The organism is Exiguobacterium sp. BRG2 (assembly GCF_031844245.1).
Classification (GTDB): Bacteria; Bacillota; Bacilli; order Exiguobacteriales; family Exiguobacteriaceae; genus Exiguobacterium_A.
Genome location: NZ_JAUZUW010000001.1, coordinates 139,359 through 155,116, shown reverse-complemented (window position 1 = coordinate 155,116; position 15,758 = coordinate 139,359). Strand labels below are relative to the sequence as shown.

Below are 15,758 nucleotides of genomic sequence, written 5' to 3'. Positions count from 1 at the left end.
CTCCTTTTTAAAAGCGGAAATAGATGAAAGGGTTAAACGTACTTGCAACAAGTGCTGATGTCGCAAGCAACAGCATCAACATCGCATACCCATACTGCATCGTCGTACCAATTCTTCCGAGTGACACGACTAATCGCTCTCCGATGATTTTCGGAATCGGTGTCGCTGCGATACACGCGACAAACAGTAGAACACCATTTTGGACAAGCTGGTAGCTCGCGCGTTCATCCCAGATCACATCTGGTACGAACATTGCTTGAATGTACGTAACGGCTTCCGGGAACGTCTCGGAACGGAAGAATACCCAACCGACCAAAACGAGTACGAGTGTCCAAACGGTCGAGAAGACTGGAATTTTCTCCAACCATTTCCCGAGAAATGCTTTCTCAAGCATGATCCAGATTCCGTAATAGGCTCCCCACGCGACGAACGTCCAACTAGCACCATGCCAAAGACCCGTCAGCATCCAGACAATTGCTAAGTTACGATACTGTAACCACGGTGAGACACGATTTCCACCAAGCGGGATGTAGACATAATCCCGGAACCACGATCCAAGTGAAATATGCCAACGACGCCAAAATTCAGAAACGGACTTTGAAATGTAGGGATAGTTGAAATTCTCAAGAAAGTGAAATCCGAACATCAAAGCAAGTCCAATCGCCATGTCGCTGTATCCTGAAAAATCAAAATAGATTTGTAAGGCGTAGGCAATGATGCCGATCCAAGCAAGCCCCATCGAGAGATCTTTCATATTGAAGATGGCATCCGCGACTTGACCACATCCATTGGCAAGAATCAGTTTTTTAGCTAAACCAATCGTAAAACGCCGAACTCCTCGGGCAAAATCGGAAACTGTCTCTTCTCGTGACTCGATTTGGCTCGCAATCGTGTTGTAGCGAACGATCGGACCCGCGACGAGTTGAGGGAAGAACGCGATATAAAGGGCGAGGTCAAGCGGATTCTTTTGCACCGCTTCCTTCCCTTTGTAGATGTCGATGACATAACTCATCGCATGAAACGTATAGAACGAGATACCGAGTGGCAAGACGACTTCTGGTACGAACCATCCTAATCCGAATGTCTCGTTGACTGAACGAACAAAAAATCCGCTGTACTTGAACCAGCCGAGTAACCCCAGATTGACTGCAATCATACTGAACATGATCCACTTGACGCCGATTCGGTATCGATACAGATCGACAAACAAGGCGAAGAAGTAGTTGATCGTGACGCTCAGTAGCATCAGCAATGCAAAACGCGGTTCTCCGAATGCATAAAAGAATAGACTCGTCACTAATAACCAGCCATTTCGGAAGCTGCGTGGGAGTAGGTAATAGACGATCAATACAGTCGGTAAGAACAGAAATAAGAATATCGTCGAACTAAATAACATACGTCGCTTCCTCCCCTGCCGTGACATGTTGCACAATCTGAATGTCCCGGAGATGGACTCGGAAGCTCCCCTCTTGCAAGAACTTCCATGCCACCTTGAAATACTTCGCTCCTGGTACTCGTTTCATCTGTACATGAACGACTGTCTCATTCGTCAATGTGACGGTCTCCGTTTCCGATCCCATTCGTTTTTTCTGTCCATATTGCATCTTGAATAACTGAACGACACATGGTGCATCGACTTCGAAATGACAGGTCACCTCGATGATGTCTCCTGTAATCGTGGCGTCTGACCGGTATAACTTTGAAGGCGGATGTTGAAATCCTTGATCAAACAACTGAATGTACAATTTGTCATCTGCCGTCGCTTCTTGAAAATCAAAATAGATACCATCTGTAGCATCCTCAAGCAAGATTTTTTCCTGCGTTCCGAATGGAAAGAACTGATAAATCGCTGGAGGAATACGTTGACTCATACAGGTACCTCACTCATGATGGCATCGACGATTCGCTCTGCTGCCTGTCCATCGCCATAAGGATTCGCGGCTTGCGCCATCGATTGATAGAACACCTGATCCGTCAACAATTGATGACTCATCGTATAAATCATCTCTGGGTTCGTCCCGACGAGCTTCAACGTTCCAGCTTCGACCCCCTCTGGACGTTCTGTCGTCTCCCGTAAGACAAGAACAGGCACGCCGAGCGAAGGTGCTTCCTCTTGAATCCCACCTGAGTCAGTCAGAATGAAGGATGCCCGAGCCGCAAGATTATGGAAGTCAAATACATCAAGTGGTTCGATCAATTGAATCCGCGGATGATGCTCCAAGCGAGCTGCCGCCTCTAGTACGACCGGATTCGGATGAACCGGATAGACGATTTCGATTTCTGGATGTTCATTCGCTAGTCGCTCGATTGCATCAAAAATCGTTGCCAGTTGTAAATGATTCTCACGGCGATGAACCGTCAAAAGAACGAGTTTTCGTCCCGACTTCTCTAGGCGCGATAGGACAGGATGTGTATATGTCGGTGATACAGTCGTCTTCAACGCATCGATGACCGTATTACCGGTTACGATGATTGGCGTCTGCTTGTTCTCAGCACGTAAGTTCATTGCTGCCTGTTCAGTCGGTGCAAAATGATAATCCGCCAACACACCTGTCAATTGACGATTCATCTCTTCTGGGAACGGCGCATACTTTTCATATGTCCTTAATCCTGCTTCCACATGACCGACTGGAATCTGTTGATAGAACGCCGCTAAAGAAGCAGCGAACGTCGTCGTCGTATCCCCATGGACAAGGACGAGATCCGGCTGTTCCTTTTCGAGGACGCGACGCATCGCGTTTAAAATACGCGCCGTCATTTCCTCTAACGTCTGACGCGGACGCATCAAATCCAAGTCATGGTCCGGAGTGATCTCGAACAGTTCAAGGACCTGATCGAGCATCTCTCGGTGCTGTGCTGTAACAACGACGATTGGTTCGACGTCCTGACGATTTTCAAGTGCTTTAACGACCGGCGCCATTTTGATCGCCTCTGGTCGTGTTCCGAATACAAGCATGACACGTTTCATTTACTTCATCCCCTATCTCATTTCATGACGATTGTTCAATCGTCTCGCCCATCATTTGCTGATCCACGGAACCGATCCGTTCCGTTCGTTTCTTAGCTACGTAATGGGAGGCTTGCTTTTTTGATAACTGTTTGTACCAATATAGATATTTATTGTATTCAGCCAACGTTTCGTTCGTCGGACCAAATAGACGTACTTCCCCGTATTCCAACCAAAGGATTTTTGTACAGAAACTCTTTACCTGGCTGAGCGAATGACTGACGAAAAAAATCGTTTTCCCTTGATCGCGGAATTCACGCATCTTATCGAGGCACTTTTCAGTAAACGTTTGGTCTCCGACTGAGAGTGCTTCGTCGATGATCAAGATATCTGGATTAATATGAATCGAGATTGCAAAACCAATCCGAGCGCGCATGCCGCTCGAGTAAGTCTTGACTGGCTGATCGATGAACTCCCCGATGTCAGCGAACTCTAAAATTTCTGGAGTAATCGTCTCGATTTGTCGTTTCGTCAAGCCCATCATCAGCCCTTTTAATTCAATGTTATCTCGCCCCGTCAGTTGACTATTCAATCCACTAGAGATGGCAATCAATGCTGACTTTCCACCCAATGTGACCCGACCGTACGTCGGTGGTGTCACGTTAGCAAGCAGATGCGATAGTGTCGATTTCCCACTTCCGTTGATGCCAACGATACCGACGATTTCTCCCTCTTCCACAGAAAAGGAGACGTTCTTCAGAGCATAGAACGATTTTCCATTCACCTTACCGAACAACACTTCTTTTAGCTTGTCGATCGGTCGGGCATAGAGCATGTACCGTTTCGATACATTCTCAAACACGACATGACCCATCGTTCTCCCTCCTATACGTAATCGATGAAATAGCGTCGGAATCGAATGTGAATCGATGCTCCAACAAGTAAGATTGCAAGCGTCATACACCAGAAGTACACGCCATACCACATATGATCGAGCAGATAGCCCGTTCCGATGAGTGCTGAACGATACCCCTCAATCAAATAAACGAGTGGGTTTAGCATCAACAACATCTTAAATAACGAGTGATCTGGCGGAATCCACATGATTGGCGTTAAATACATCAGCATGCGGATCGCAGATGTCACCATGTTTTGCACATCTCGAATCATCGTCGCAAGTGCGGATAACAATAAGGAAACCGCATAGAGGAATACGACGCCCGCCGGTACGATATATAGGAGTTCAAACGTATGCCATCCCGGGAAGTAACCGAAGGCACACCCTAAAATGATCGTCAAAGCAATCATCGCGAGATGACGGTAGAATTGTGCCAAAATGACATACGCTGGAATCGTACTTAGTGGAAAATGCATCTTCGAGACGAGAGCGACCCGACCATAAATCGACCGGGAACCACTTGGAATCGTACTACCGATGAAGAACCAAGCAATCAATCCGCTGACGAGCCAAAAGACGAACGGAATTCCATCAACTGGATGACCACCACGAATCCCGAAGCCGAATACGACCCAGTAGACACCGATTTGGAGAAGTGGCGTCATGATCTCCCAAAACCAACCAAGGTATTGCATGCTATATTGACTCTTTGTTTCATAAAGCGAGAGCCGAAAGATCAGATATAGATGATCCTTCAACTCTCCCCCAATCGTTCGTATCGCGTTCATATCGCTTTCGCATCCACTTCCGTCACGCGGTGCGTATGCAAATTACCGAAGTTCAGGACTTTGACAGCGTCGAGCGCTTTGACGATCCCTTTCGTATCAAAGAGTAACGGTGTCCGCATGTAGTTTGCGAGACGACGTGAATCAAATTGTTTGAATTCATCGTGGTCGACTAAGACAAGCGCTAGGTCGGCGCCTTGAATCGCCTCCAACTCATCGACGAGTTCGAAACGTGTCGAAATCGAGCGTTCGACGTGCGGATCACAGACAGCGACGTCAAGTCCACGGTCGAGTAATTGTTCAATGACTTCGACAGCTGGACTCTCGCGCATGTCGTCGACGTTTCCTTTATACGTGACACCAAAGACGGCGATTTTTGGACGGACACGCGAACCGACGAGACGAGCTGCTTGTTCGGCAACGAATTGTGGCATCTGAACGTTCGTTTGTCGTGCCGTATGAATGATGCGAGCAAGCGATGGGGCTTTTGCGACGATGAAGTACGGATCCACTGCGAGACAGTGACCACCCACTCCCGGTCCCGGATGATGCAAGTTTACCCGTGGATGCATGTTCGCCATCTCGATCACATCTAAGACGTTGATCTCTAGTTGATGACATACTTGCGTTAATTCATTTGCGAGCGCAATGTTGACATCGCGGAATGTATTCTCCATCAACTTCGACATTTCGGCTGTTTTTGCATCGGTCCGGACGATTTCACCTTGAACGAATGTTTCATAGACGGCAGCCCCTGCCTCCGCACACGCTGGCGTCAATCCACCGACGATTCGGTTATTATGGATAAGTTCATGTAAAATTTGTCCTGGCAACACACGCTCTGGGCAATGGACGACATAAATGTCCTCACCAATCGTAAATCCAGCTGCTTCGATTAAGGGACGGACATGATCATCCATCGTACGTGGCGCAATCGTCGATTCGACGATGACGACATTTCCTTTTTCAAGGAATGGCAGCATGTTGTTGACCGCTGAAATGACATATTTCAAATCACATGATTTATACGTATCGTTCAAGTTCGGCGTTGGAACGGCGATTAAGAAAACATCGGCCCGTTCTGGCGTAAGTGTCGCTCGGAATTTTCCGTTCGCGACGACCCGTTTGATGACATCCTCGAGTCCTGGTTCCTCAATATGAATCGTTCCCGTATTCAGAAGATTGACGATCTGTGGATCGATGTCGACACCTACGACTTCCGTGCCATGATCCGCGAACATCGCAGAAGAAGGTAATCCAATATATCCTAGTCCGATTGTGCAAAGTTTCATTTTGTCATTCCTCCATCGAGTTAGTCATACTAGCCAACGAACGATCTGTGGCTTGGCTGTAACTAGACCATAACGACATTTCCTTTGCTTTCCAATGCTTCTAACCATCTCTTAAACCATTCTTCACAGACCTTACATTTCCAGTGTTTTCTATCGTTTTTGTAAATCTTATGAAGCTTTCGCGAATCCTTCGTGTCTATTCGAATGAAACAAAACGACTCGTCAGGAATCCGCCTTCATTGCACGTGGATTTCCCTTCGAGTCGTTGACTATTTTTCTTATTTTGCGCCCGATTCCATGAAAATCGAGTCATAGACAGCAAGCAGTCGACCTTTTTCTTGCTCCCAGTTGTATTGTCTCCTTGCTACGCTTGCCCGCTCATGCATCGTCCGTCGCAAGCTCTCATCCTTCACTAGACGATTGACCGCCTCGGCGATACTCTGCGGGGATTCGACATCGACGATTAATCCAACTCCTTCTGTATCGACGACACGACGAATTTCTGGTAAGTCGGCCGCGATGACAGGAATCAACGCCGCCATGTATTCGAATAGTTTATTTGAAGAAGCGGAATAATGATTGAAGCAAACGTTCTGGAGGACCTGAAAGCCGACCGTTGCCGCTGCCGTGTAACTGGGTAGTTCAGCAAGCGGAACCTTATCAATGAAGCGGATACGAGACTTTTCCGATGATTGCGTGGCCAGTTGCATCAGTTTCCCTTTTAACTTTCCATCTCCAACGAAAATAAGTGTTCCTCGATCGATGAACGGCATCGCTTCGATGAGTCGCTCTAGTCCACGTCCTTCTTGGATGCCACCTTGATACAATAAAATCGGCTCATCTGGTGCAAGTGCTAATTCTTCGCGTAACGGTCGCGGTTGCGGAATAATCGGTTCGTAAAACGGATAATTGTGCAGGACGGATGGTCGCGTTCCATATAACTTCTGATGGTAATCTGCACGCGTGTCATTTTCAACGATCGTCTGATTGACGAAGTGAAGCAACCAGCGCTCTAATTTCCCTTGCATGCTCCCGTATCCTGTCCGATCGGTCTGGACTTCATGCGAGTCATAGACGATTTGGGCACCACGCGCTGCCCCAATCGCTTGTGGTAACGTATTGACATCGTTCGCATGCATGACGTCATAATCATGCTTTCGGGCAGCACGTGTCATACGAAGAATGCCGAAACTGTTATAGAGGGCGTAACGGATGAATCGACTTCGCATGAGCAAAAAGAGCACGAGCATCACGGGAATAAGCCATGGCGCAAGAAGCGCACCCATCACGCCGATGACAAGTGTCCGTTTTTTCCGTTTACGAAAGAACGGGAGCCACCTCGCAAAAGGTGGCGTCCGATCGATTCGAATGACGCGAAACCCTGACATCGGGTATTCGACTTCTGGAAGTGTGCCGTCATTTAGACAGTATAGGTCCACGCGGTGTCCTGCTTCGACGAGTGCTGTACATTCACGCAAGACACGAGCGTCATTCGTAAACGGATTCCAAACAAACATTCCAATTCGCTTCATTCTGCGACCGCCTTTCGTGACTGCGTTTGTTCGATAGCTTCAAACAAGCGCTGTTCATTTTGTTCCCAATCAAAATGATGTTGGACGTATGCCACACCTGCACGCCCCATCGCTGCACGTTTCTCTGGATTTCGTGATAACTCGAGAATATGATCGACGATCTCCTCTTTTTTTCGCTGGACAGACACGTAACCCGCTCCTGCCTCTTCGATGACATGCGCCGCGTGTCCGGATACCGCTCCGACGATGGCACACCCCATCGCCATGTAGTCGATGATTTTTCCAGGTGTCACCGTATCGAACGCTGTACTTTCGACGAGTGTCGCAAAGGCAATATCACTCTTCGCAAGTTGTTTCAACGCATCCCAGCGTGGCATCGCGTCAAGAAATTCGATGTTCGTCAACCCACGTTCCTTAACGAGTCGTTCGAACGTTTGCTTGTGATAACCGTAACCGACGACTTGAAAACAGATATCTTCCTCTTGTTGAAGTTCCTGTGCGACGTCAAGCAACAAGAACACATCTTGTGCGAGACCGATATTTCCTGTATACACGACGCGGACTTGTTCCGATACTTTTCGGCGTTTGATCAACCACTCATTTTCCTCGATAGAGTTCGGGATATAATGAATTTTTTCCGGTGCAATGCCCCGCCCTTCAATATATGATCGAAACCCCTCACTGTTGATGACCAATTGATCTGCCTGTCGATACATCCACTTTTCAAGCCAGTAGAGCGGCGTCAATAAGAGACGCGAATTCGTGATGCCGACGCCAATCAATGATTCCGGCCATAAATCACGTACATCGAGAATCAAAGGAGCCTTTTTGACGTGTTTCGCGACGACCCCGACGAGTCCCATGAAGATGGATGGCGTCGTCGCATAGATGTAGGCATAGGATTTCGGGTCATGTCGCACTTCTTTTACCGCGAGCACGAATTGTTCCACGAACAAGCGAAGACGCCGCCATAAATTATTCGTCGCCCGGACGTCACGCGGTTGGATACGAGTCACATGTGCCGTATCGAGGCTCGGTTCATCCCAGAACATCGAGTCCGTATAGAGTTCTGCCGTCGGATAGACCGGTTCTGACGTCAACACATGGACGTCACTTCCTGCTTGTTCCATCCGCTTGAAGATATTCTTCATTCGGTTTGCCGCACTCCCGATTTCCGGATAGAAATTTTGACAAATCATCAAGACGTTCATCGACGACTCCGGCGCTGCTTGAGTTGACGTCGGAACTTCCAGTAGCGGACGACGATTTTTCCGAGCTTTGATCGTGCGAGTGAGCGGTATTTTGATTTCCATGATGCATTCGCCTCCAGCAATTCCAGATTTGCCACCAATGATCCTTCGAATCGATCAAGCAGTACGGCATATTGTTCTTCGAGCATCTTATATTGTTCACGCTGTTCCTGTAGTTGCTGTTCATGACGTAGTGATTCCGATTGTACCTGTTCGAATAAATCTGTTTGTTCCCCTAACCGCTGAACTTTTCGTTCTAGATTCTGTTGCTTGCGTTTTAAATCAATGATCGTTGCGAGATGCAATCGTTCCACCTCTTCAAAGGCGTCTTCAAGCCATTCGACTTCCGCCGGTAGAATAGATCGACCGGATCGAGGTTCCGGATAGACTTGAATCGTGATCCCAAGCCACTTGTCAATCCGCTCGATCGTCTCGATCTTACCGAAGGGTGTCAACTGTTCAAGCAGTCGGTTTAAATAATACGTCCGTTTGTGATCCGCATAATCGTTCACTCCAAATGGGACTGTGATGACGAGTCGTCCTTCTGGTGCGATGAACGAGACGGCACGGGCGATAAAGCGCTCTGGCTCCCCGATATGTTCCAGTACTTCCGTCATCAAGACTGTATCGAATTGAATGTCAGGTGTGTACGTCATGACATTTGCTTCATGTAATTCCACTTTTTCTTTTACGGATGCCGGTTCTTCAAGTAATGCTTGTTTGGCCTCGATGATCGCTTCTGGTAACACATCGATCCCGATGACATGTTTCCCTTCGCGTCCGAGCAAAATCGGGACGACTCCACCCGAACAACCAATATCTAAAATGTGCTCTCCTTTTGCTTGTCGAACGATCCAGTGAACACGCGCGCGGACTTTTTTACCGAATCCACCGCCTAACTGATCGTAGTAGGCAGCTCGGATTTGATCCTTGGGGCGTACTGTTTTCATCGATGCCGTCATTTTTGCACCTCCTCGAGTAGTAAGTGTTGAAGTCGATCCGTCTCCTGTCGATCTGCAAGCTCCATGAATCGACGAATCAACGGGTTCGTCAACGTGATTGGTTCATAGAATCCGATAATCGTGCGTAGTAATGCGACACTCGGTGCAAAGTCCTTATCACTGCAGTAGCGTAACTTGACAAGATACCAATGCTCAAAGAAATGCTCGAATCGAGTTTCCTTGTATTCCTCTAGCACTCCATAACGAGCGAATTTCTCAGCTCGTGCCCGCTCTCGGACGACACTTCGTTCAAAGAACTTCACCGTCAATGCATTCACGGTTGACCCTGCAACGGCTGCGTAATAATAATGGATGACTCGATTGACGAGTAAGACACGGTTCGCGCGAAGCATCAATTCTTGGAAGAACAAGGAGTCCTGACCGACCGCACCGACGACTTGTTCCAATTGATGTTCAAGCAGGAAGGTACGACGGACGACGAGTGCTTGAATGCTTTGTACCGCAAACCGATGTTTCAATAGAAAAGCTTTCGGATCCTCACAAACCGTTCGTCCTTGTTTACGAATCGTTGGCAAGGCGATGATGCTCGTCTTCTCGGCAAGCTTTTTCATATGCCCTGCCACAAAATCAAGTGATGGATCTTTTTCTAGTTCTTGAAGCAAAAAGGCATATCGATCACTGAGTACCTCGTTATCCGGATCAAGGAACGTCACATAGTCAGCTCGTGCCATCTCGACTCCTTTGTTACGCGGACGTGAAGCACTACCGCTTCCGCCTGTCTCGAAGAAATAAGTTCTGACATTTCCATAGCGTCGTGCGAGACGCTCTACGGCTTGACGTGTCGCAACATCCGTTGATCCATCATCTACGAGTAAAATCTCCGACTCCATGAATCGATCCATCCGCGTTAGACTGGCGAAACATTTATACGTGAGGTGTTTTCCATTGTTATAGATCGGAACGACGACCGACAGTTGCGGAATCTGATTCGTCGGAACTACCGCCTGCTCGTTCCACTCCAATTGATCGAGCAATAGTGTTTTTCCGTTCAGTTCACCTGCTTGGAACATGTCATATCCGATAGCTGATCGCCAAACAATCGCACCGTTTCGACTACCGCTCATCTCTTGTACATGATACGGATGCTCGCTTCCCTTTCGGACGATGCTGGCATCGCTATATTTAAAGCCATTCACGAGGTCCTCTAAATAATGTTCGCCGTAAGATTCCTCTCCATCCATCCAAGCAACGAGATCGGCTTGATCATAGGTTTGCTCCGTCAACGTATCCGCTGAGACGATTTCATCTGGTGTGAGACTTTGGCGATCGATTGCGTTACGGATGGCTTCCCCATCCTGGGCGACGACGATGAGTAAGCGATGTTTCCGTGTTTCAGGTACTCGTCCAATGAACGCTAGAATCTGATCCATCCGTTCGAAGACTGTATGTTCCGTCATGACGGCACGAAGTCCTTCTGCTCGCAATCGTTCGATTTCTTCTTGCGACGTACGTTCTAAGATCGCCGTCGCCTCCTGTGCGTCATGCACGGTGAAGATGTTCGGAAACTCGTTGTTGACGGCGATACTGTAATTCGACAGGATCAAATTCCCGAGTGCTTGCGACTCATAGACGCGACGAGCACACATCGTTTTACTGTACTTGATGCTATTCAGGTTCAAGACCCAGTCGTAACATTTACTAACTTGTTGTAAAGCATCATAAGGAATCGCTGGTGCGACCCGTGATTGATAGCGCTCCGGAAACTGATAGGCTGGTAAGTCGAGATGATAATTCCGATCCACGATATCGAGTTCGTGCGAAGACTGCATGACCCCATCAAACAACATCTCCGTATCTTTCACGCGCTCCGGATATTTCGCCATCCAGCTACCGGCAAATAAAACGCCTTTCTTACGGCTACGTGTCGCTCCGATTGGATTGTGAATCAATGGATTGATACCAAACGGCATCGCCATAATCCGATCATGACCACATAAGACGCGATATTCAGGAATCATCGCCTCATCTGAAGTCAGGACATAATCGGCAGCTTGCGCCACGTCTTGAAACCGTTCATGATTGCTCGGATCTTCCGTTGATTGAAAAACGACTGGAATTCCTTTGGCTTTGACTTCCTGCATCATCGAAAGCAGTCGTTGGCGTTTCTTTGAATTCGGTGTGGCGACACCTTTCCAATCATCCCCTCGTAACCCCTTCCATGAAGAGACGACTAAAAAGAGATCAATCTCGCGCTCGAAAACTTCTTCGAATGTATGCGCATTGACGTAGTGGAGATGAACGGCATCTTCATAATAGGCGTACATGAATTCCGAGCAGACGATCGCCATCTCGATTGGTCGCTTTTCATAGTAACGCGTCGTCGTCCGGACCGGAATCTCCGAGACATCCAATTGATCTAGTAGTGAAGCTTGGCTATTTTGTCGGTAACGTGTCGTCGTGTTATTAGAAGTTCGAACCGTCGGTAGTCGCAAGACGTCTAGCTGACGGAGTTTTTCGAGTGCATCTTTACTTGCGGTCGTCTCGCTTGTCAGCCGTTTTTTCTCTTCGCGGACCCAGTTCAGTTGTTGCATGATTTGTCGTTTCCATTTTTGATCACTCACACGTAAACACCCTTCCTCTTTTCAACTCTTTCTTAGTCTACGGAAGCAGTTCAAAGGCTACTTGAAGGACTTGCAAGGTTTTTGTAAAGACTTCATGAAGCTTTTTTGGATTTTCCTTACATTCCATTTCAGTCAACCTGTATTTCCTAGGAAATCGACCGGTTTCGCTTTCTTGTCCGTGGAAGTCATTCACATGTTTTCAAAAACGAATCCTATGCACCCTCATTGTTTTGGATTTAAAAAACGGGGAAACATTACTATGTACTGATAAAAGGAGATGACTGGACATGTTAAACGAAAAAAATCATGATTTACCAGATGAAAAGGCAGACGTTGGTCTTCACCCGGACCCTGATCCAGCTGAGACATCAAATCCCGGCATCAAGCCTGCGGAAACACAACATCCGGATCCTGATCCTGAAGAGCTCAAGCGCGATCGAAAAGATTCATGAATCTCACGCCATAGAAAAAGAGGTTGCGGAAATGATTCCGCAACCTCTTTTGGCATGTTTACTTCACTTTTACTAGTAGTTTCCCTGTGTTCGAGCCATCGAACAAGCCAAGGAACGCATCTGGTACACGATCGAACCCTTCAAAGATCGTCTCTTCATATCGTAATTTCCCTTCACTGACCCATTGACCGAGTTGCTCAGCCGCTTCCTTGAATCGTTTGCCATAATCCCCCACTAAGAAACCTTGCATACGCGCACGCGCAATGATTAATTTCGATTGAACACGTGGACCGATGTCCTGTTGTGCGTTATACCCAGAAATAGCGCCGCAGACTGGTACCCGCGCGAATGGATTGAGTCGATCCAGGACCGCATCGCCGATCTCTCCACCGACATTTTCAAAATAAACATCGATGCCGTCTGGACACGTCCGGTCTAAAGCTTCCCGGATGTCTTCCGTTTTGTAGTTGATGACTTCGTCAAAACCAAGATCTACTTTTAAGTGCTGTAACTTTTCGTCACTTCCTGCAATCCCAACTACTCGTGCACCTTTGATTTTAGCGATCTGACCAACGATCGATCCAACAGCCCCTGCTGCTGCCGATACGACAACAGTTTCTCCTGGCTGTGGATTCCCGATATCAAGCAACCCGAAATACGCCGTCATCCCTGTCATTCCGAGAACACCGAGCGCTGTTGAGATTGGAGCGATCTGCTCATCGATTTTACGGACACTTTTCGCATCGACGACTGCTTTCGTTGCCCAATCGAGCATCCCCACGACGACATCACCTGACTTGAACGCCTCACTTTTAGACTCGATGACACGCGCTACGACACCCCCGTGAATCGGTTCATCAATCTCAAACGGTTGCGAATAAGAACGCGTATCGTTCATACGTCCCCGCATATATGGATCGACTGAGATATAGAGTGACTCCAGTGCGACTTGCCCTTCTCGTAAATCTGCTAACTCAAATGATTCATAACGGAATGTTTCCCCTGTTGGTTTTCCGTTTGGTCGTTCCGCTAATACGATACGTTGTTCTGACATGATTCATGACCTCCTCATTCAATGTACTTCTTCACTGTAACAATTCCGTTTCTGAAAGACGAATCCTTTGATCGTTTGGAATTTTCTAACTTTTTCTTGACGTCCTTCTGTTCTTACCGTAAGATAAAACACAATTCACAACTTTTATACTGTTATGCACAAAAGCGTTACATAAGGAGAGGATTTTATGGATTCATCTATTTTGCGTCAGCCACGTCAATTTGCAGTGCATGTTTTAAACGGTCTCAGTATTGGAATTCTCGTTGCCCTTATTCCAGGAGCCTTACTCGGTGAACTCGCTAAGGCATTGTTGCCATATGTGTCCGGAGCCCAACATGTTTTAGACGCAACGACACTCGCGATGCGACTTTTACCAATGGTGATTGGTGTCGCCGTAGCGATGCAATTTAAAGTGACACCGATTGCCACCACGTCGATTGGACTCGCGACGGTCGTCGGCTCAGGTGTTGCGACCCGTGCGGATGCGACATTCGTTTTCGTCGGTACAGGTGATGTCATCAATGCTGGTTTGACGGCAGCTATTGCAACAGCAATCGTCTTATTGATTGGTGAACGCTTCAAAACATATACGGTGCTTGTCATGCCAACGATTTTGATTGTCGGTGCCGGTGGAATTGGTGTTCTGACGTATCCGTTCGTCACACGGATTACGACAGCAATTGGACATGTCATCTCAGACTTCACGGCACTTCAACCCGTCTTGATGGGCATTCTAATTGCGGTCGCCTTTTCCGTTCTCATCGTCTCTCCGCTTTCGACGGTCGGCATTGCAACCGCGATCAGTTTATCGGGTGTTGCTGCCGGCGCTGCCAATCTAGGTGTCTGTGCTGCTGGTTTTGGTCTTGCGATTGCCGGTTGGCAAGCGAATTCACGTGGAACGTCGATTGCTCATTTTCTCGGTTCTCCTAAAATCCAGATGGCGAACTTCATTCGTAATCCATTGATGATTCTACCTGTCATGTGTAGTGCCGCTATCCTTGGTGCATTAGCTGGAATGCTCGGTGTTCAAGGTACACCGTTTAGTGCCGGATTTGGAATGTCTGGTTTAATCGGTCCAATCAATGCGCTACACCTGATGTCAGGAGGATGGACGCTCTTCAATATGACATTCGTGCTTGGTCTTTTTATCGTCTTACCCATTATTCTCTGTTTATTGTTCCATCTACTCTTCCGGAAGTTCCGTCCATGGATGAGCGCAGAACCATACCGACTCGATTTCGAGTAAGTGCATCTTGCTTGATATTTTAACCACAAAAAAGCCAAGCCGACCGTCTGAAAAAATCGACGCGTCTAGCTTGGCTTTTTTCTTCTTTATTTTTCAATCACTGTTAACAAATCAAGCGGTGTCTCGATGACATGATCTGCCGAATTCCACTCGGATGGCGTACCAAAACCATATTGACATAAGACGACCGGCATATGTTCCTTACGAGCCGCTTCGACATCAGAAGACCGATCTCCAATCATCCAGTAAGATCCTTCTCCAAACTCATCGCGGTGAGCGCGTAAGATATCCGATTTTTCTTTTCCATTGACGGATTCTAAGCATTTCGGACTCGTAAAGAACGAACGAATGTCTTGGCTATCCAGCACAAGGTTTAGATAGTGGTTGCCACAATTACTCGCAGTTGAAATGGTATGTCCCGCAGACACTAGCGCTTCTAATAAAGATCGAATTCCGTCGAACAAGACGTTCTGTTCTGCCATCGTCGCTTCTAGATGACCATGTCTTTTTTTACGAATCAACCGAATATCCTCTTCTGAGGCTTCCGGAATCGCCTTACGCCAAAAGGCACTTCCTGCTAAACCATAGCTTGCTTGTACACTTGCTTGAGATGGTTTTGGAAGATGCGGCATGTCCTCCATCGCTCGATGGATTGCTTCTGTCATCTGTTCCGTTGAATCGATCAATGTACCGTCAATATCGAATAAGATAATTGCCAT

Annotated in this window: 13 protein-coding genes and 1 pseudogene; 2 read left to right on the top strand and 12 right to left on the bottom strand. The window is 47.5% G+C overall.

Translation table 11 applies throughout. The features are described 5' to 3' along the window. Positions 1-7: 7 nt before the first annotated feature. The 10 genes and pseudogenes from Q9R23_RS00795 to Q9R23_RS00750 all read right to left on the bottom strand — a co-directional run bounded on the left by Q9R23_RS00795 (position 8) and on the right by Q9R23_RS00750 (position 12,287). Positions 8-1,396, bottom strand: a complete 1,389-nt coding sequence (locus Q9R23_RS00795) for an MBOAT family O-acyltransferase (protein WP_311246249.1) — start codon at positions 1,394-1,396, stop codon at positions 8-10. After that, complete coding sequence (locus tag Q9R23_RS00790; protein WP_050678364.1) at positions 1,386-1,871, bottom strand: hypothetical protein; 486 nt, start codon at positions 1,869-1,871, stop codon at positions 1,386-1,388. The genes Q9R23_RS00795 and Q9R23_RS00790 overlap by 11 nt, the downstream gene beginning before the upstream one ends. Further along, the gene (wecB, locus tag Q9R23_RS00785; RefSeq protein ID WP_050678363.1) at positions 1,868-2,968 is read right to left on the bottom strand and encodes a non-hydrolyzing UDP-N-acetylglucosamine 2-epimerase; all 1,101 of its coding nucleotides are present in this window, start codon (positions 2,966-2,968) and stop codon (positions 1,868-1,870) included. Before wecB ends, Q9R23_RS00790 begins: the two co-directional genes overlap by 4 nt. 112 nt (positions 2,969-3,080) lie before the next feature. Continuing rightward, positions 3,081-3,821: pseudogene (tagH, locus tag Q9R23_RS00780) on the bottom strand (teichoic acids export ABC transporter ATP-binding subunit TagH); the annotation flags it as partial. Between the two features lie 11 nt (positions 3,822-3,832). After that, positions 3,833-4,633: an ABC transporter permease gene (locus Q9R23_RS00775; RefSeq protein WP_311246248.1), complete on the bottom strand. Its 801-nt coding sequence runs from the start codon at positions 4,631-4,633 to the stop codon at positions 3,833-3,835. Next, positions 4,630-5,922 (bottom strand): nucleotide sugar dehydrogenase, encoded by a 1,293-nt coding sequence (locus Q9R23_RS00770; RefSeq protein WP_214804385.1) that lies wholly within the window; start codon positions 5,920-5,922, stop codon positions 4,630-4,632. Before Q9R23_RS00770 ends, Q9R23_RS00775 begins: the two co-directional genes overlap by 4 nt. Before the next feature lie 278 nt (positions 5,923-6,200). After that, positions 6,201-7,454: a glycosyltransferase gene (locus Q9R23_RS00765; RefSeq protein WP_311246247.1), complete on the bottom strand. Its 1,254-nt coding sequence runs from the start codon at positions 7,452-7,454 to the stop codon at positions 6,201-6,203. Beyond that, the gene (locus Q9R23_RS00760) at positions 7,451-8,767 is read right to left on the bottom strand and encodes a glycosyltransferase family 4 protein (protein WP_290754729.1); all 1,317 of its coding nucleotides are present in this window, start codon (positions 8,765-8,767) and stop codon (positions 7,451-7,453) included. Before Q9R23_RS00760 ends, Q9R23_RS00765 begins: the two co-directional genes overlap by 4 nt. Continuing rightward, positions 8,662-9,666 (bottom strand): class I SAM-dependent methyltransferase, encoded by a 1,005-nt coding sequence (locus Q9R23_RS00755; RefSeq protein WP_311246246.1) that lies wholly within the window; start codon positions 9,664-9,666, stop codon positions 8,662-8,664. The genes Q9R23_RS00760 and Q9R23_RS00755 overlap by 106 nt, the downstream gene beginning before the upstream one ends. After that, positions 9,663-12,287, bottom strand: coding sequence for a glycosyltransferase (locus tag Q9R23_RS00750; protein ID WP_290754725.1), 2,625 nt, complete (start codon positions 12,285-12,287; stop codon positions 9,663-9,665). Before Q9R23_RS00750 ends, Q9R23_RS00755 begins: the two co-directional genes overlap by 4 nt. A 287-nt stretch (positions 12,288-12,574) precedes the next feature. On the opposite strand from Q9R23_RS00750, the gene Q9R23_RS00745 reads away from it, so the two are divergent. Further along, on the top strand, positions 12,575-12,739 hold the full coding sequence (locus Q9R23_RS00745; RefSeq protein WP_214854816.1) for a hypothetical protein: 165 nt from the start codon (positions 12,575-12,577) through the stop codon (positions 12,737-12,739). 58 nt (positions 12,740-12,797) lie between these two features. Here Q9R23_RS00745 and Q9R23_RS00740 read toward each other — a convergent pair whose 3' ends face one another. Further along, complete coding sequence (locus tag Q9R23_RS00740; RefSeq protein WP_290754724.1) at positions 12,798-13,793, bottom strand: NADP-dependent oxidoreductase; 996 nt, start codon at positions 13,791-13,793, stop codon at positions 12,798-12,800. A 187-nt stretch (positions 13,794-13,980) separates the two neighbouring features. On the opposite strand from Q9R23_RS00740, the gene Q9R23_RS00735 reads away from it, so the two are divergent. Next, entirely contained in the window at positions 13,981-15,039 is a 1,059-nt protein-coding gene (locus Q9R23_RS00735) for a PTS sugar transporter subunit IIC (RefSeq protein WP_056060085.1), read from the top strand. An 86-nt stretch (positions 15,040-15,125) separates the two neighbouring features. Here Q9R23_RS00735 and Q9R23_RS00730 read toward each other — a convergent pair whose 3' ends face one another. Further along, complete coding sequence (locus tag Q9R23_RS00730; protein ID WP_290754721.1) at positions 15,126-15,758, bottom strand: HAD family hydrolase; 633 nt, start codon at positions 15,756-15,758, stop codon at positions 15,126-15,128.